Source organism: Pseudomonas sp. BF-R-19 (assembly GCF_019956445.1).
Taxonomy (GTDB): domain Bacteria; phylum Pseudomonadota; class Gammaproteobacteria; order Pseudomonadales; family Pseudomonadaceae; genus Aquipseudomonas; species Aquipseudomonas fluorescens_BH.
The window spans coordinates 72363-91277 of record NZ_JAHBDN010000040.1 but is presented as its reverse complement, the minus strand read 5'-3'; the positions used below and the strand labels follow the sequence as shown (position 1 = coordinate 91277).

The window sequence follows — 18915 nt, the reverse complement described above, 5'->3', positions numbered from 1 at the left end:
CCCGAATTTCTTGACGACCATAGAGCGTTGGAACCACCTGATCCCATCCCGAACTCAGCAGTGAAACGATGCATCGCCGATGGTAGTGTGGGGTTTCCCCATGTGAGAGTAGGTCATCGTCAAGATTAAATTCCGAAACCCCTATCTGCGTATGCAGGTAGGGGTTTTGTTTTAGTAGAAGTCACCAGTTTTCACTGGCACGTTAAATTTCTAACGCGCTGGTCACAGAATTTCTTGACGACCATAGAGCGTTGGAACCACCTGATCCCATCCCGAACTCAGCAGTGAAACGATGCATCGCCGATGGTAGTGTGGGGTTTCCCCATGTGAGAGTAGGTCATCGTCAAGATTGAATTCCGAAACCCCTGTCTGCTAACGCAGACAGGGGTTTTGTCGTTTCAGGGGTACTGAAAAGCCCGTTGTGGAACCTCTCCACAACGGGCTTTTTCACGTCTTATGCAAACAGCGTCAGCACATTGTTCATCGCATCATCGGCAAAACCCTGTACGAAAGCCTTGAAGCCCGGTAGCGCTTCGGCTCCTCCCTGCGCCGGCTCGGCGATGATGGTCCAGGTGGCTCGGGACTTGCCCGCACCCAGTGGTTCAACGCGCATCGCTGCCCACAGATTGGCCACACCCAAGGTGTTGTAGATAGTGGTCCAGGTCATGTGCTGTGCCTGGTCGTCCCGGGAGTTGAGTTGTTCGACCACCAGGTTGCCGTCCTTGAAAAACTTTTTGCGCAGCGATGAAACGCCATCACCAGTCATTTCGATATGCGACAGCGCCGGGATGAAGCGATCGAAGCCGGCAAAGTTGCCGACTACAGCCCATACCTGCGCAGCATCGGCGGGCACGTCCACCGAGGACACCACGTGGCAGCCTTGAGGGTTTTTGACCAGGGTATCGGGTTGCAGAGTGCTCATGGTCTTGCTCCGTTGGGTTGAGTCAGATGAAATTGATTTCTTTGAGGTAGTCGCAGCCGCGACGCAGCAGCGCCGGGGACTTTTGCGGGTAGTGCGCGCCCATTAGCCGAACACCGGCCTGGGCGTTGTCGTGACCGATCATCGAGATATCGCCGATGTCCTCCTCGAAGCCATTGAGGTAGAACCCCAGCACGCCGAACAACGCGTTGTTGTTGTCGACCCGACCCAGTTGCTGCTGCCAGTCGGCAACGCTGACCATCGCGAATTCGCGCCCTGCTTCGCGGAAAGACGCCACGTAGTTGTCCCAGCTCAGGGGTTCAGGGTTGTGCAGGTTGAATACGGATTGTTCCGGTTGATAACGACTGGCGTGGAAGGCGATGAATCGGGCGAGGAAGTCCACCGGCATCAAGTCGAAGTTCAAGGCGAACTCCGGCACCTGGCCAAGCTGGATCGAGCCCTTGAGCATCAGCATCAGGCGATTCTTGTGCGGCTGGCACACGCCCGTGAGGCTGTTGAAGCTGATGTTGCCGGGGCGGTAGAGATTGACCCGCACCCCAAGCTCCCGCGCCCGTTCGAGGATGCGCTCGCCGACCCATTTGGACAGGTTGTAGCCGTTCTTGATGTAGATTGGTGGCGTCGGTGCGGCCGGCAACTCAAGCACTCGGCCATCGGCGGATATCGTGCTGGAGGCCGAGAGTGTCGAGACGAAGTTGAAGATTTTTTTGCTGCGTCCTTCGCACAAGCGCAAGCACTCGAAAATCGGCTCGACGTTGTCCCGGGCGAGCGACTCGTAATCGAGGACGTGATTGACGTTGGCCGCGTTGTGCACCAGAGCGCCAAACTCCTGATCCAGTCGCTGGTAAACCTCCGCCGCCAAACCGAGTTCCGGGCGCGTGATGTCTGCTGCGTAAACCCGCACCCGGCTCATATCCAGATGCTCCAGACGGTTCTCCCGTAACGCCTGGGCAAAGCGCTCGTCCGCCGATTGCCCATTGCTGTCGCGGACCAGGCAGGCGACTTCGCTGGCACCCCAGGCCAGCAACGCCTCGACGATGTGTACACCGACAAAGCTGTTGGCACCGGTGACGATTACCTTGTGCACATCGCCCATGCGGCTGACGGGCAGCGGCTGAACATCCAGTTCGCGGAAGGCATCGCGCATGGCCTGTTCGCTCAGCACTTCTTCGCTGCCGGAGCCGCGTACCAGTGTCGCCAGTTTCTCTAGGGTGGGCAGCTCGATGAAACGGTTGATCGAAATGCTGCGCCCAAACTCCTCGCGCAGTCGCAGGAGCATGCGCGACAGCAGGATCGAGTGCCCGCCCAGATTGAAGAAGCTTTCGTCGGTGGATATGTCGCTCGCCGGCAGCTCCAGCAACTCGGCCCAGATCTCCAGCAGCAGGGCCTCATCGGCGCTGGCGGGCAGGCGTCGTGGAGGGTGCTCGGTGACGTTGAGCGGCAGCTCCAGAAGCGCTTTGCGGTCGACCTTGCCATTACTGGCGTAGGGCATATCTGCCAGCTCGGTCCATGCAAGGGGGTGCATGTAGTCCGGCAGGTGCTGTGTCGCGTGAGCCTTCAACGCTTGGCGAGCGCTGCCGGGAAGGTCTTCCCGGGGTTGGGCAAGAAAAGCCAGAATCCGCCGCTGGCTATCGATGACCACGGCAACCTGGCGGTATAACTGACTGTCGCGCAGGCAGCGCTCAATCTCTTCAGGCTCGACCCGGAAGCCGCGAATCTTCACCTGATTATCACGCCGACCGCACAGCTCTATCCCTTCAGCCGTCCACTTCGCCATGTCCCCGGTGCGATAGATGCGCAGGGTCCAGCCATCGGGCAAGTTCAAGTGCAGATAGCGCTCAGCGGTTTGCTGCGGGTTGTTCAGGTAACCCAGGCACACACCGGGGCCGGCGATGTACAACTCGCCGACCGTCTGTTCGACCACCGGTTGAAAGTCGTCATCGAGAATCAACACCTGGCTGTTGGCGATTGGAGCGCCCAGCGAGCGGTTGTTGTCGCCTGCCTGGAGTTTGCGCGCGGTAATCAGCACCGTGGCTTCGGTGGGCCCGTAGAGGTTGTAGAGCTTGCCCTGACGGCTCAGTTGCTCGATGACCCACGGCTCGCAGACATCGCCGCCGGTCATTACATGATCCAGGCACTGCAATTGCTCCAGCGGCAGAATGCTCAACAAGGCCGGCGGCAAAAAGGCGTGGCTCGGTTGCCGATGACGAATCAGTTCCACCAGTTGCAGCGGATCGCGGCGTTGGTCATCGCCGGGCACGATCAGTTCCGCGCCCTGCAACAGGGTGGGGAAGATGTCGATCACCGACGAGTCGAAACCCAACGAAGAAAACTGCAACACCCGGCTCTGGCTGGTCAGCTGCACATAGTCGGCGTACCAGTGGGTGAAGTGCGCGAGGTTGGCCTGGCTGAGCAACACGCCCTTCGGATGGCCGGTGGTGCCCGAGGTGTAGAGGGCCATGCAGGGCGCATCGAGGTCGGGGCGTTGGCGCATCAAAGGTTGAGAGAGGTCTGCTTCATGGGCATCGATATTGCTGATGTCCAGCCCTGGCATCTCGTTCGCCAGGGGATGCTCGCCGTCATGCAGAAACAACACCGCGCCGGCATTCGACAGGATGTACTGCTGACGTTGCAACGGATGGCTCGGCTCCAGCGGCAAGCACACCGCGCCGCTGCCCAGGATCGCCAGGATTCCAGCATACAGCGCACTGCATTTGGGCAGGCAGATCCCGATGACGACCGGACCTTGATGCTGCTCCAACAGCGGTCGCAGACGTTGCTGGATGGCGCGACTGTGGGCGTGCAACTGGCGATAGTCGAGGGTGTTGCCATCGACGCTCAAGGCCGGATGATCGGCGCTCTGGATGCATTGCTGTTCCAGCCTTTCGATCATCGGCGTTAGCGCGAGTTGTTGCAGTCGTGGGTCAGCGGTGGCATTGAGTCGATGCACGAACGCGAGGCTGTCCAGGAATCGCAGGCTCTCGATGCGCTCGAAGCGAACAGGTACGGCGGGTTCGGCGAGCCGCAAATAGTCGGCATCGCGCGAGTAGCGACTGACCAGCAGCGCCACGTGGTCAACCAGTGCCGTCATGGTCTGCATACGCAACGCCTGGCCGTTACCCGACGGTTCATCGGCAATGGGTACACGGCTCAGCAGCGTTGAACCATGGCAGCACAACACGTCCAGCGATGGCAGGCCGGACGCCTGCGGCAGGCCAAGGCCCAACTGCAATGTCAGTCGTGGCGCCTGACAGCTGAACTGAAGCGACGTGCCATCGTCGATCAGTAGATCCGCAGGCCCCGGCATTTCGTCGAGTGGGGATATCCGCGTCAATGAGTGACCGTGTTGTTCGAGTTCCAATGCCAGGTCGGTCAGGGCCTGGCTTTGTCCGCTGAGCAAGATGTCGAGACGTCTCATGATGGGCTCCTCGTCAAACCAGGTAGTCGCTGAGGGCGGTTTGTACGCACGGCGAATCGAGCAGCGAGCTGCTGTGGAAAAACCGCACAATGTTGGCCACCAGCGGGTGATGGCGATTGATCGGGAAGGCCAGTCCCGACATTTCGTTCTTGAGGGCGTGGCGCGCCGCGTCGTTGATCTGCAGTGCATCGATCAAGCGGAAGTCGAAGGATTTCTGGATGTCGTTGGTCAGGTAATGAGCAATGAACACCGGCAGGATCTGCGCGATGCACTGGCGATCTTCTGCACTTGCGGCATGCCAGTAGATGCGTACCAGCCGCGCCCAAAAACCGGAATGGCGCCCCTCGTCCAGCAAGTGATCGGCCATCAGGCCCTTGATCGATTGCTTGACCGTATCGTCCTTGGCGAACGCGGCGACATCACCGGTCACCGTGTTTTCGGCGATGGCCACGCAGATCAGTTCTACGGCGCTACGCAGGTGCTCCGGTGCGAGCGTCACGGCCGCCGGTATCGCCCGGCTCAGCTCGATCTCATCCGGCAACTCAATGGGGGTGATGCCGGTCATGGCGATGGTCTGTTGCATGAAATCCATCGCCACCAGCGCGTGGTAATCCTCGTCCACCACGACAGTCATGGCGTCGTAGCGGCAGGCGAACGGGAACTCGAACGCGAAGCGATTCTTGGCGATGCTGCGGGCGGTTTTGTCGACGATCTCGGTTTCGAAAATCACCACATCGTTGATGAACTTGTAGAGCGTCTGCACCAGGGCGAAGTCGCGCTGTTCCGGGCATTCGCGCAGAAAGGTTTCGCTCAGCACCAACGGTTGGCGGCTCAAGGGGTAGATCAGCTTGCCGTCGTTCTCCAGCATGCGGCGCGGGCGGGTGCGGATGGTCGCGCGGCTCTCCCAGGCGTCGGCGAAGGATTGGTAGTCGGCGGCGTTCATGCGCTCACCTCCACGACGGATTCGTTCATGCTCAGGCGCAACCCGTCCCACAGGGCAATGCGGCTTTCCACGGCAGCGATAGCGCTGGCATACACATCTTCCTGCCGTTGCGGGTCGCTATCGACCAGTCGCGACAGGAGCCTTTGCGCTGCCGGGCCGTGGTCCTCGGAATCGACCTCAATGTGCCGTTCGAGGTAGTACCGGAAAGTCGGCGCCTGCTCGATGCCGATGCCCCAATCGTCGAGGATGCGCTGGAACATCTGCGGGATAACGCTCTCGCGACCGTGCAGAAACGCCGCCGCCACACTGTGCCGCGGCGCATGCAGTGCTGTGTGCAACGTATGGCGGACGAAATTGGCGGCCGCCGGATCGACCTTGACGCTCTGCAAGGCCACGTCGTAGCTCACGCCTTCTTGCTGCAGGGCCACGAAGTGTTCGATGGCAACGGTGCAGGCGCCGACCTCGCGCATTGCATCCAGGTACAACTCGAAGTGGCTGTAATGGCCCTGGACCGGGCGATCATCCGACTCCTCACCCAGTACGATCTCGTTGATCAACCGCGCGGCCTGGGGATCCTGCGGCGGCAGCCAGGGCAGTCGCACGCAGGTCAGTTCCTGTTGCAGGCGCTTGGTCAGCGACATGAAGTCCCATACGGCAAACACGTGGGTTTCCATGAAGCGTCGCAGGATCGGCAGCGAATGTATTTCAGAGAAGATCGGGTGTTCGCTAAGTTCGGATTTTTTTTGAATCAGACGTTCTTTAGTTGGTTTCATGGATGAGCCTGTAAATGATCTGAGGTGAGAACTGATCAAGCACTGAAGTTCGCTGAAAATTTTCTCCTGGCGAACGGGTGCCTCAAACTAATTGATCTTTTTCAGTACCGTGGATGCCAGGTGGCTTGGGCGTTGTGGCCGTTTGTGGCTGACGGCGAAGAAAAGCTAATACACATATAAAGTGTTGATCAAGTTGTTTCGGTATTATTTTAATATTCAACTTTTTTGAAGATGACAAGTTTCAATAAAACTTTTTATATTGGTTTTATTTTGGCGTAGTTACTCCTTCCGGCTTATATAAGTCAGAATTGAATAAAGAGTGAATGCCTCACTCGAAGTAACTTTTTACGGACGTCGTTGAGGGTGTCTGAGGGGGTGGAAGCGGGTCGCGCGTAATGCCGATCCTTCCGTTCCCGTGATGAGGCTCCTTCCTTCGCTTCTGGGGGCAGGGACCGCTCCATTTGCACGGAGCGTCACCCGTTATTTGTCCTGGTTATCCAGAGTGGGCGTAAATCGAGGTGGCCGCCATTACTGAGGCATCACGCAAACGTTGCAATGGTCGGGTTTTAAGGCGGCGGGGCGTTGGGGCGCGGCATGGCGCCGCAAAGGTGGTGTGGCATGGGGCGGGGGGATTTGTAATCAAATTATTCGCGGAGCATTTTTTGGGGGGGGGAAGCGCGGCAAGCGAGGTGAACCCTTCGATAGGTTCCCCGGGCTTGCCGCCGCGGGCTACTTCGACCTGTTCCTGGCCTGGACTTCAGGGCTGTTGAGGTAGCGCGTAATGACCTCGACCCCTCGGTTCAGGTGATGTTCAAGCAGCTTCACGGAGCGTTCGACGTCCCGCTCTTCGGCGGCCCGCAACAGTGCCCGGTGGTCGTCCTGGGACAGTTTGCCCAGGCCCATGGCTTCCAGGTTGAAACGCAGGAACCGCTCTTCTTCGATCAGACCGTCTTCGACCAGATCCAACAGCCGGCGATTGGGCGCCCGGCTGTAAAGCGCCATGTGGAACAGGCGATTGAGCCGGCCGATTTCGGTGTAGTCGCTTTGCGTTTCGAGTTCGTCGATGTAACGGGCAGCCTGTTCGAGATCTTCGTCCCGGAGCAGTGGCACCGAGAGACGCAGGGCTTCGGATTCCAGCAGGATGCGCAGCGCATAGGTTTCCACGGCGTCGCCCTGGACCAGCGGCGCGACCACGGCGCCCTTATGGGCAATCACGTTGAGTAACGATTGTGCTTCGAGCTGGCGCAAGGCCTCGCGTACGGGCATGCGGCTGACGCCGAACAGGTCGGCGAGGTCTTGCTGGCGCAGGGCCGCACCGCAAGGAATGCGCCCGTCGAGTATGGCCGCGCGCAGGGTTTCTTCGATCACCGAGCGTGCCATATGAGCGGGAATCGGCCCGTTGACCTTGATACTGCTGAGAGGGTTGGGCTTTTGTGTCACTAAACGCACCCTGATTGATGGAATTTTTTGGATCCAAGTGACCCTAGTGACTGACTGACGGCTTGTCAAACAGGCTCACGAGTGCCTTTCTTGCAGTTTAGCGCGCCGCCAGTGATCTCACTGTGCCATTGTCTTTTCCCGGTCTAACCTTCACCATTCAAACGACTCCCTCCTGCCTATCCAGGATGCCTCGCATTGGCGGCAAGTTTAACGATTCCCCGGATTTTACGCTGGCTGTGCAGCGCATTGCTGCTGGCTGGCGTGATGCTGGGCAGCTTGAGCGCCGATTGGGATTTTTCCCTGATCAGCCGACGGGCGCAGGCATTGTATGGACCTTTGGGAGAAGGTCAGCAGCGCATTAATGATTGGCAATACTTGCTGGCCAGTCAGAAGCAGCTCGGCGAATTGGAACAACTCAATGTGGTCAATCGCTTCTTCAACAAACAGCTGCGATACGTCGAAGACATCGACCTGTGGCATGAAGTCGACTACTGGGAAACCCCGATCGAAGCCCTCTGGAAAGGCGCTGGCGACTGTGAAGACTACGCTATTGCCAAGTACTTCAGCCTGCGTCACCTCGGTGTAGCCAGTGAAAAGCTGCGTATCACCTATGTCAAGGCACTGACCCAGAACCGCGCGCATATGGTGCTGACCTACTACTCGAGTCCGGAAGTCGAGCCCCTGGTGCTCGACAGCCTGATTGATGCAATCAAGCCGGCCAGCCAACGAACGGATTTGCTGCCGGTCTACTCTTTCAATGCAGAAGGGTTGTGGTTGCCGGGTGCCAAGGGCAACAAAAAGGTCGGTGATACCAAACGCCTTTCGCGTTGGCAGGATGTGTTGAAGAAAATGCAGGCCGAAGGATTCCCGGTCCAGACGAATAACTAGGAGCACACGCTCAGATGTCTTTGTTCAAACAGCTGTTGATTGCTATCTGTCTGTTCCTGGTGGTCGCCTTCACCGGTAGTTTCATGGTCAGTCTGGAGAGCTCGCGCACTCAGTACGTCAACCAGTTGCACTCCCATGCCCAGGACGCCGCGACGGCGCTGGCGCTTTCCCTGACACCGAACATCGACGACCCGGCGATGGTCGAGTTGCTGGTCAGCTCGATTTTCGACAGCGGTTACTACGCGAGCATCCGCGTGGTCGATCTGAAGACCGACCAGACCCTGGTCGAGCGCACAGGCATTCCGGCGGTCAACAACGTTCCGGACTGGTTCGTCAAACTGATCGGCCTGGAACCTGCCGGTGGTGACGCGATCGTCAGCCGCGGCTGGGAGCAGGCAGCCCGGGTCGAGGTGGTCAGCCACCCGATGTTCGCGCTGGCCAAGTTGTGGCAAAGCGCTTTGGGCAGCCTGGGCTGGTTGCTGCTTTGTGGCGCGGTCAGTGCGGTACTCGGCGCACTGTTGTTGCGTCAGCAATTGCGACCGCTGGATTACATGGTCCAGCAATCCCATGCCATCGCCCGCCGGGAATTTCTCAGCCTGCCGGAACTGCCGCGCACCCCCGAACTTCGCCGGGTCGTGCAGGCCATGAACCAGATGGTCGAGAAGCTCAAGGCGCTGTTCCAGGAGCAGGCCGAGCGCAGTGAAAAACTGCGGGTCGAGTCCTATCAGGACTCGTTGACCGGGTTGGCCAACCGGCGTTATTTCGAAATGCAACTGAATGCGCGGGTAAGTAACCCGGAGCAGGCCAGTTCCGGTTATCTGCTGCTGTTACGGGTCAAGGATCTGGCCGGTCTCAATCAGCGTCTTGGTGGTCAGCGTACCGATGAAGTGCTCAAAGCCGTCGGTGAGCAACTGTCTCGCGAGTGCGCCAAATACCCGGAAACCCAGAACCTGGTCACCCGTATCCGCGGTGGCGAATTTGCCGTACTGGCACCGGGGCTGGTGCGGGCAGAAGCGCTGCAACTGGCGCAGAACCTCGACAGTGCCTTGGCCAGTCTTCACGCTACCGGCGCCACCGATGTGGCTGCCGTGGCATCTATCGGCCTGGCGCCTTTTGCTCACGGCGATTCACCGCAAACCGTGCTCAGCCTGGGCGATCAGGCGCTGGCGCAGGCCGAAGGCCAGGGCGAGCAGAACTGGGCCTGTATCGAACATAGCCTTGCGGCCAGTGTCGGCGACGATCACCACGCCTGGCATCGGATGCTCGACCAGGCGCTGACACAGCGGCGTTTCGAGCTGTATTTCCAACCGGTAGTCGCCGCCCAGGACACGCAACTGGTACTGCATTACAAAGTGCTGTCGCGACTGCTCGACGAGCACGGTCAGACCATCCCCGCCGGGCGTTTTCTGCCTTGGCTGGAGCGCTTCGGCTGGACTGCGCGTCTGGATCGGCTGATGCTCGAGCGGGTGCTGGAGCAAATGAGCGGGCATGAGGCGTCGCTGGCACTGAATCTGTCGTCGGCCACCTTGGCCGACCCGCAGGCGCAAAACAAAATCTTCGAAATACTGCGTGCGCATTCCAACCTCGGCCCGCGCCTGACCCTGGAGATTGGTGAAGAGCAACTGCCTGACCAGGCGGTGCTGGAGCAACTGACCCGGCGCCTGCGTGAGCTTGGCTTCTCCCTGAGCCTGCAACGTTTTGGTGGACGCTTCAGCATGATCGGCAACCTGGCACGGCTGGGGCTGGCGTACCTGAAGATCGATGGCAGCTATATTCGGGCCATTGACCTGGAGAGTGATAAACGCCTGTTCATCGAGGCGATCCAGCGAGCGGCGCACAGCATCGATTTGCCGCTGATTGCCGAGCGGGTCGAGACGGAAGGCGAGTTGTCGGTGATTCGCGAGATGGGGCTATACGGTGTGCAAGGCCAGTTGTTCGGCGAGCCCAAGCCCTGGAAGTAACTCTTTAGAGCTGGCTTGCCCGCGATGAGGTTGGAACAGTCACTGAAAATCAATGATCAGATCAACCCGCTTTCATCCTCATCGATCAACTGACTCAACCCACCCAACGCCTCACGCGCCTGGGTCCGGTCCATCAGTTTGGCCTGGGCCGCCATCGGCAGGTCGGTGACGCGTATCACGCCTTTCTGGGTCAGCACCTGAATCAAGTCATCGAGTACCCGGATCATTTCCAGGTCACTTTGCTTGAGCTGTTTGAGGCTGTTCTCCACCGCCGCGTTGGCAAACCAGGCCTGGATTTCATGATTGTCGGCCGCCAGCGTTTCCGTGGCATCGGCGTAGGCGGCGGGTTCCACGCGTACCAACAGGCCCTGCGCATCGCGTTGCACGTAAAACATTGAGCACCCCTCGGATTTGAGCCAGCGTCGTGCTGTCAGCAGCATAGGTCAACTGCACGCCAGTATGTGGCGCGGTGACGAAATCGTCACCGGGCAGTGGACGCAAACGTGACGGCCGCCCCATAAGGAGCGGTCGTTTTCGTGCATCAGTTGTTGTTGTGATCGACTTTGATGGTCGGGTCGCTACCGGCAATCAGGTTGTGCAGGTTGGCGCTCGACCAGTTGTTGCCTTCCAGCTTGATCGTCACGTCCGGCGTGGCGGCTGCGGCGTTGCCCGAATTGAACTGACCGGCCGAGCTGACCTGCAGCGACGACACACCATCGACCGTGGTGATCTTCAGGAAGTTGTCGATGGTGCTGCCGGTTTCGCCCTGCAACAGATCACGCAGGTCGATCCGGTCGCCTTCGCTGGCCTTGAAGTCCTTGATCACGTCGTTGCCGGTGTCGCCCGCTTTCCAGACGAAGGTATCACCACCGGAACCGCCGATCAGGGTGTCGGTGCCAGTACCGCCGAGCAGGATGTCATTGCCCTTGCCACCGTCGAGGGTGTCGTTACCGCCTGAGCCGAACAGGATGTCATTGCCTGCACCGCCCAGCAGGGTGTCGTTGCCGTCATGGGCACCGGACACATCGAACGCGGTGTAATGCTCGGTGATGTACTGGTGCACGTTGCTGGTGGTGACTTTGCTGACGTCCACGCCGGATTGCTGCGCCACGAAGGCTTGCATCGCCTGATAACCCTCGCCGGCAATGCCGTTGAAGCTCACCAGGTCGCCGAACAGGAGGTCGTTGCCGTCGCCACCGCTGACCGTGTCGTTGCCCGGCATCGTCGCCTCGGTGTGGCCAATGATCGAGTTGGCCAGATCCTTCGGGTCGATGTTGGTTTGTGGCGATTGATCCGAGTCGTACGGCTTCAGGTCGTTGAGGCTCACTCCGCTGTTGAGGCCAATGGCCTCGACATTCGACAGGTTGCTCAACAGTGTAAAGCTGCTGGTGGAGTTGCTGGTGGTGTCCCCGTCGGTGCTGTTGCCGTCGCCGTCACGACCCGAGAACTCGTAGGTGCCGTCACCCTGGGCATGCAGATAGCCGAAGTCCTTGGATGACCAGCTACTTCCGTTGCCATTGCCATTGCCGTTGCCATTGCCGTTGTTGCCGTTGCTGCTCTTGGTCCAGACCGTCACTTGGCCCGAGGCGGTAATGTCGATCTGGTGCGTGCTGTCGGGGAACAGGCTGATCGCGTTACCCAGCTGATAGTTGCTGGTGGTGATCAGGCTATCGAGTGTTGTGCTGCCATACAGGGTCGGGTTGGTCGACTCGCCGCTCTGGTAGTAAGTCGGCTTGCCGTCGGTAATGAAATACGTGAGGTTCTTCGCCCCGGTGTTGGCCACGGCGTCCGCACTCTGGAACCAGTTGGCCGTGGTTTTGAACACGTCCTCGTAGTTGGTGCCGCCGCCGGACGACATCGAGTCCAGAATCGCCTTCAACTGAGTCAGCGCATTCGGGTCATTGAGGTTCACCGACACCGACTTGTTGACCTGGGTGTCGAAGTCCACCAGGAAGATGTTCACCGTACCCGAGTTGCTGCCCAGGCTTTGCTTGAGGGTGTTGAACACCGACGTCAGCGAGTCCTTGGCCGAATTGATCGACGAGGTACTCATACTGCCGGAGCTGTCGACCATGAACGCGATGTTGTAGTTGGTGCCCGGCACCACGGTCAGGCCGCCGATGTCGGCGACGATGATGTCATTGCCATCGGTGCCGGTGACGGTGTCATTGGCTGCGGTGGCAGTGACGGCGTTGTAGACCGCCGGGTACACGGTCACGGGAATCTGCGAAGTGCTGCTGGCCGAACCGCCCAGGGCCTCGGTGGAGGTCGAGGTCACGGTCAGGTTGAACTGGCCGTTGAAGTACGGTGGTGGAGTGACGGTCAGAGAGCCGAGGCTCCAGCCCGTTACGTTGGCCTCGCCATTGGACGCGGTGACCGTGAAGGTATGTCCCGCGCCGTCGGTGAGCGCCGAGCCGACCGGCATGCCGCTGATCTTCAAGCTCAGGCTTTCCGAGCCGTCGGTGTCGGTCAGCGCGGTGGTGATGGCGGACAATTTCACACTGGTGCCTTCGGCACCGGTATTGAGTTTGTAACCGTCGTAGTAGCCTTCGCCATGGGTGCCGTGCAAGTCGGACAGGGTCACACCGGCATTCACCAGATCCGACACGCCGGTGTAAATCGGTACGCCGGCACTGCTCAGGTCGATCGGCGTGCTGCCGTTGACCGACAGGTTGACGTCATAGTTGCCCGGGCCGCTCTGGTTGTGGTGGTAGATGTCCAGGGTGTAGTAACCGCTGCTGGTCGGGGTGAACGAACCATTGAGGTTGCCGCCCGCGCCCCATGTGGTCGAGGCTGCATTCTTGTCACCAATGGTCACCAACAGGCTGTCATCGCCGGTACCGCTGAAGGTGTAGGTCTTGCCGGCTTCGAGGTAGATCAGGCCGGAGGTTTTCGACGCCGTACCGGCGGTCACGCCACCGTCGGACTGCACGTTGGTCACGGTGCTTTTGGAGTTCGCTGTGCCAGCGGCGTCGATCACGTTTTTCAGCGTGGTCGAGTCCGCGCCGTTGCCGTTGGTGCCCAGACCCGAGAGACCGATCCAGACTTCCTTGATCAACCCGGTGGACTTCACGCTGTTGTCGGCAACACTCAGGGTCGGCGCATCCGCCACTGGGGTGATGTCGATCTTGATCGTGCCGGTGTTGCCCAGCACCTGGCCGTCGGTTGGCTGGAACTGGAGTTGCGCGTAGTCAGCCTTTTGGTCGCCAATGCCGGGGCCGTATCCGTCCACACCCGATTCGTTGGCATCCGGCATGAAGCGCAGTTTGCCTGCGTCGATATCAGCCTTGCTGAACGTCTGGTCGGCAGCGACATCTTTCCAGGTCGAACCGTCCAGGTACTGCAGTTTGCCCTCGCCCGGCAGCTGGGTGATTTTCACACCCAGGCTGGCGGCTGGACTGTCGACGTCGCTGACGCCGAAGGTCGACCAGCCAAGAGTCAGCGGCGTGTCTTCGGTACCGGTGACATTGACCGGCGCTGCGACCGGTGCGTCATTGACCGCCACCACGTTGACCGTGGTGGTCGCGGTGTTGGAGTAGTTGCTGCCATCGGTCACCGTCACGGTGATGATCCGCGGCACGGTGCCCGGATCTTCACCGTTGTTGATGAAGGTGATGTTCTTGATCTGCTGCATGTAGTCGGCCAGCGTCGCGTTACCCGACAGGGTCAGGGTGACGCTGCCATTGGTGCTGTTGGCATTGATGGTGATGCCGTTGACGCTGTTGCCCAGGTTCAGCGCATCGCCGTCCTGACGGTTGGTCAGCACGATGGTCGCGCCGGTCAGCAAGGTGCTGTCCGGGTCGGTGATGCTCAGGTCGGTATCGCCGATCGACACGCCCGCACCCGGGGTGTTCTCGGTGAAGGTCACCTTGTAATCGGCCCCGGTGGCGCCGCTGGAATTGTTGGCGTCGAGGTCCAGCACTGGTGGTGCATCGTTGTCGATGATCGACGTGCTGACGCTGCCGTTGGACGAGCTGATCGCCAGGTTCTCGAAGTTGCCGCCGATGGCCGAGTCGATCTTGACCACGAAGTTTTCGGTGCCTTCGGTGATCTTGTCATCGATGGTCGAAATGTCGAACGGCACGCTGCTGGCATTCGCCGGGATCTTGACCGTCGTCACACCGGTGAAGTCCACACCATTGGCTGCGGTGCCGGAGTAGGTCAGGGTTACGGTCACTTCACCGTGAGCCGGGTTGGTCAGCGTGAGGGTGTAATGCGCTGGCTGCCCCTCGACGACAGATGTATCACCCGAGATGCTGATGGTGGTGACGTCACCGGTGTTGGCCGGCGTATTCGGCGTGCCCGAACCTGCTTCGTCGGTGACGGCGGTGGTGAACTGGTCCTTGCCCAGGGTCAGCTTCTCGAAATTGCCAGCGCCGCTGACCGATTCCAGTTTGTTGACGATGAACGGCTGGCCGCCGGTGTAGACGTCATCCTTGGCGATGATGGTGGCGGAACCGGTCGCGGTGTTGGCCGGGACGGTGATCTTGGTGCCGTCGGAGAGGGTGAACTCCAACGGGCCGTGGTTATTGATCGGCAGGCCGGCCGCGTTGGTCAGGGTCACGGTGTAGGTGACCTGGCCGCCTTCAGCCACGGTGGATTTGTCTGCGGTCAAAGTGGCAATGACTTCGCTGGCGGTGTCGGTGATGGCCACGTTGGCCGCGGTGCCGTCGATCACCAGGTTTTCGAAGGCCTTACCGTCGACGCTGGCCGAATCGACGGTCAGGCTCAGGTTGCTTGGGTCTTTGTAGACGTCGTCGCCCTGCACCGGCGCTGTGTAGATGGCCGACAGCTTGCCGGCTTCAATGGTGACGGTGCCGCCATTGCTCAGGGTGACCTTGAGGTCGTGGTCGAGCTTCTGGTCAACCTTGACGGTGAAGGTCGGCGCGAGGTTTTCCTGCACGCCGCCATTGCCTTCGATGCTCACCGTGACCGTGTCGCCCTGGCCCGATAGCTCATCGGTGACAGTGGTGGTGAACTGGTCCTTGCTCAGGGTCAATTTCTCGAAATTGTCAGCGCCGCTGACCGATTCCAGTTTGTTGACGATCGGTGCCTGGCCACCGGTGAACACGTCGTCGGCAGCGGCGATGGTCGCCGTGCCGGTCGCGGTATTGGCCGCGACGGTGATCTTGGTGCCGTCGGAGAGGGTGAACTCCAACGGGCCGTGGTTATTGATCGGCAGGCCGGCCGCGTTGGTCAGGGTCACGGTGTAAGTCACCGAACCGCCTTCAGCCACGGTGGACTTGTCCGCGGTCAGGGTCGCGATGACTTCGCTGACGGTGTCGGTGATGGCCACGTTGGCCGCCGTGCCGTCGATCACCAGGTTTTCGAAGGCCTTGCCGTCAACCGTCGCATCGCTGACACCCACCGTCAGGGTCTGGCCGTCCTTGTAGACGTCGTCACCTTGCACCGGTGCGGTGTAGATGGCCGACAGCTTGCCGGCTTCGATGGTGACGGTGCCGCCATTGCTCAGGGTGACCTTGAGGTCGTGATCGAGCTTCTGGTCGACCTTGACGGTGAAGGTCGGGGCGAGGTTTTCCTGCACGCCGCCATTGCCTTCGATGCTGACGGTGACCTTGTCGGCCTGACCTGATGGCTCATCGGTGACAGTGGTGGTGAACTGGTCCTTGCCCAGGGTCAATTTCTCGAAATTGTCAGCGCCGCTGACCGATTCCAGCTTGTTGACGATGGACGGCTGGCCACCGGTGAACACGTCGTCGGCAGCGGCGATGGTCGCCGTGCCGGTCGCGGTATTGGCCGGGACGGTGATCTTGGTGCCATCGGAGAGGGTGAACTCCAACGGACCATGGTTATTGATCGGCAGACCGGCCGCGTTGGTCAGGGTCACGGTGTAAGTCACCGAACCGCCTTCGGCCACGGTGGACTTGTCCGCGGTCAGGGTCGCGATGACTTCGCTGACGGTGTCGGTGATGGCCACGTTGGCCGCGGTGCCGTCGATCACCAGGTTTTCGAAGGCCTTGCCGTCGACGCTGGCGTCGGTGACACCCACCGTCAGGGTCTGGCCGTCCTTGTAGACGTCGTCGCCCTGCACCGGCGCGGTGTAGATGGCCGACAATTTGCCGGCTTCGATGGTGACGGTGCCGCCATTGCTCAGGGTGACCTTGAGGTCGTGATCGAGCTTCTGGTCGACCTTGACGGTGAAGGTCGGCGCAAGGCTTTCCTGCACGCCGCCATTGCCTTCGATGCTGACGGTGACCTGGTCGCCCTGGTTGTCGCTCGGGGTGCCCGAACCGGGTTCGTCGGTGACGGTGGTTTCGACGTTGGTCTGACCCAGGGTCAGTTTTTCGAAGTTGTCCGCACCAGTAACCGATTCCAGCTTGTTGACGATGGACGGCTGGCCACCGGTGAACACGTCATCGGCAGCGGTGATGGTTGCCGTGCCGGTCGCGGTATTGGCCGGGACGGTGATCTTGGTGCCATCGGAGAGGGTGAACTCCAATGGACCGTGGTTATTGATCGGCAGACCGGCCGCGTTGCTCAGGGTCACGGTGTAAGTCAGCGAACCGCCTTCAGCCACGGTGGATTTGTCCACGGTCAGGGTCGCGATCACTTCGCTGACGGTGTCGTTGATAGCAACCGACGCAGGACCGCCAATGACCAGATTCTCAAACGTCTTACCGGCAACGCTGGCATCAGCGATACCCAGCGAGGCGCTACCGCCATCCTTGTAGACGTCATCACCTTGCGCCGGCAATGCATAGCCAACTTGAGTTGCGCCTGCCGCGATGACCACAGTTTGGCCGTTGCTGAGTGTCACCGTCAGGTCGTGATCCAGCTTCTGGTCGAGTTTGATGGTGAAAGTCGGTGCCTGGTCTTCCAGCACCGGACCAGCGCTTTCGATGGTAACGGTGACCTTGTCGATCACATCGGAAATCGTGGTTACTGCTGGAGCGTTGTTGAGCACCAGACTTTCGAAGTTGCCGCCGGTGGTACCGGTGATGGTGGTGCTGACGGTGCTGCCGTTGTTGTAAACATCGTTGGCCGCAGTCGGCACGTTGACAGTGCCGCTGGTCTGACCCGCTTCGATGGTAATGACCGAGCCATTGCTCAAGGTCACGGTCATCGGTGTGCCGGCCGGATTGCTCAGGGTGGCGGTGTAGGTGATCTGGCCGCCTTCGGTGATGTTGCCGGTGGCCGTCAGGGTCAGCCCGGTGGTGTCCACGGAATCGGTGATGGTGTTCACGGCTGGCGTGGTGTTGGGCACCAGGTTTTCGAAGTTGCCGCCGGTGGTGCCGGTAATGGTGGTGCTGACCGTGCTGCCATTGTTGTAAACATCGTTGGCCGTAGTCGGCACATTGACGCTGCCGCTGGTCTTGCCGGCTTCAATGGTGATGGTCGAACCGTTGGACAGAGTGACGGTTACTGGCGTCTGCGCCGGATTGGTCAGGGTGGCGGTGTAAGTGATCTGACCACCTTCGGTGACTGTGTTGCCGGCCGCCAGGGTGACCGTAGTGGTGTCGACGGTATCGGTGACCTGAGTCACGGCCGGGGTAGTCGGCGGCGTCACAGTGATGCCGCTGCCGCCACTGGTGCCGGTGATAGTTACTTCGATCTGGGTCGCGTCGTTATAAACAGTGTCGTTCGCAGCCAGTGGCACGTTGACGGTGCCGGTGGTCGAGCCCGCGGGAATCACGATCACAGCGCCGTTGGACAAGGTAACAGTCAGGTCACTCAGCGGCGCCTGGGTCAGGGTCGCGGTGTACACCAGCACGCCACCGGCCTCGGTGATGGTCGGCATGGCACTGAGGCTGAGGACTGATTCACTCGGGGTGTTGGTGTTGGTGTTGGTGTTGGTGTTGGCGTTAACGTTGGCATTGGTGGATTGGCCACCCGGGATTTCCAGGGTCGTTTGCCCGGCAGAGTTGATACCCGCAGTTGGGAAGCCGATGGTCGGATCGACGCGGCCAGCGGTGGCGTCAAGCATCACGAAGCTGTGACCGCCACCGGCGGCACCACCAGAACCCGCCGCCGTCGGACCCGCCGCCGTGGCTTCAAGGTCTTTGGTCGGGTCGGCACCGGCGGCAATGGCTTGTTGCAGCTCTTCAACGGACGGCGCGGCCTGCGCGGTGGCGGCTGCCAGATCAGTGCCGGAGTCCGGAGCGTCAGCGCTCCATTGGGTGTCACGGCCCAGGTCGATGGTGCGGCCATCGGCCAGTTCCAGGGACACGGCGCCGGAAAGGCCTGTGTCGATCTGGTCACCGGCAAACAGTTTGTCGCCTTCAACGAGAACGCGGCGGATGCCCTCGGGGGACACCACGAAAACCTGACCGACAATGCTTTTGACGATGGCAACAACACTGCTCATTGAAGACTCTCCGGGGTGTCACGTTCAGTTGACGTCCATAGACCTGATGGCGTCTGCGCTGACCAATCAGGACGTATGCAAAATGGATGCACAAGTTTGACGCATAAATTAGTCAATAATTTGGCTATGTTTTTTCGCTATTAACTTTATGCCAAACTATTGACCTTCTGCAGGTCATCCTAAACAATCGCCCCTGTAATGTCACATTGATATTTCAGTGGTGACCTGT

At 60.0% G+C, this 18915-nt stretch carries 9 protein-coding genes and 2 rRNA genes; 4 read left to right on the top strand and 7 right to left on the bottom strand.

Features of this window, described 5'->3' with window-relative positions:
• Nucleotides 1–9 precede the first annotated feature (9 nt).
• Nucleotides 10–125, top strand: a 5S ribosomal RNA gene (gene rrf, locus KGB28_RS09015).
• Nucleotides 126–233: 108 nt separating this feature from the next.
• Nucleotides 234–349 (top strand): 5S ribosomal RNA (gene rrf, locus KGB28_RS09010).
• A 105-nt stretch (nucleotides 350–454) separates the two neighbouring features.
• Here the strand turns inward: rrf (KGB28_RS09010) and KGB28_RS09005 are convergent.
• From KGB28_RS09005 to KGB28_RS08985, 5 genes are all read right to left on the bottom strand, one after another.
• A complete protein-coding gene (locus tag KGB28_RS09005; RefSeq protein WP_223444296.1) occupies nucleotides 455–922 on the bottom strand; it encodes an SRPBCC family protein in 468 nt (155 codons plus the stop codon).
• Nucleotides 923–944: 22 nt separating this feature from the next.
• Nucleotides 945–4355 (bottom strand): non-ribosomal peptide synthetase, encoded by a 3411-nt coding sequence (locus tag KGB28_RS09000; protein WP_223444294.1) that lies wholly within the window; start codon nucleotides 4353–4355, stop codon nucleotides 945–947.
• 13 nt (nucleotides 4356–4368) lie between these two features.
• On the bottom strand, nucleotides 4369–5298 hold the full coding sequence (locus KGB28_RS08995; RefSeq protein ID WP_223444292.1) for a diiron oxygenase: 930 nt from the start codon (nucleotides 5296–5298) through the stop codon (nucleotides 4369–4371).
• On the bottom strand, nucleotides 5295–6071 hold the full coding sequence (locus KGB28_RS08990) for a DUF3050 domain-containing protein (protein WP_223444290.1): 777 nt from the start codon (nucleotides 6069–6071) through the stop codon (nucleotides 5295–5297). The genes KGB28_RS08995 and KGB28_RS08990 overlap by 4 nt, the downstream gene beginning before the upstream one ends.
• Nucleotides 6072–6800: 729 nt before the next feature.
• Nucleotides 6801–7511 (bottom strand): GntR family transcriptional regulator, encoded by a 711-nt coding sequence (locus KGB28_RS08985; RefSeq protein ID WP_223444289.1) that lies wholly within the window; start codon nucleotides 7509–7511, stop codon nucleotides 6801–6803.
• A gap of 195 nt (nucleotides 7512–7706) precedes the next feature.
• On the opposite strand from KGB28_RS08985, the gene lapG reads away from it, so the two are divergent.
• Entirely contained in the window at nucleotides 7707–8399 is a 693-nt protein-coding gene (lapG, locus tag KGB28_RS08980; RefSeq protein WP_223444288.1) for a cysteine protease LapG, read from the top strand.
• Between the two features lie 14 nt (nucleotides 8400–8413).
• Complete coding sequence (gene lapD / locus KGB28_RS08975) at nucleotides 8414–10360, top strand: cyclic di-GMP receptor LapD (RefSeq protein ID WP_223444287.1); 1947 nt, start codon at nucleotides 8414–8416, stop codon at nucleotides 10358–10360.
• A gap of 56 nt (nucleotides 10361–10416) precedes the next feature.
• Here lapD and KGB28_RS08970 read toward each other — a convergent pair whose 3' ends face one another.
• Together KGB28_RS08970 and KGB28_RS08965 are read right to left on the bottom strand one after the other, a co-directional pair.
• Nucleotides 10417–10755, bottom strand: a complete 339-nt coding sequence (locus KGB28_RS08970; protein ID WP_223444286.1) for a tryptophan synthase subunit beta — start codon at nucleotides 10753–10755, stop codon at nucleotides 10417–10419.
• Nucleotides 10756–10901: 146 nt separating this feature from the next.
• A complete protein-coding gene (locus tag KGB28_RS08965; RefSeq protein WP_317853297.1) occupies nucleotides 10902–18686 on the bottom strand; it encodes a retention module-containing protein in 7785 nt (2594 codons plus the stop codon).
• Nucleotides 18687–18915 lie beyond the last annotated feature (229 nt).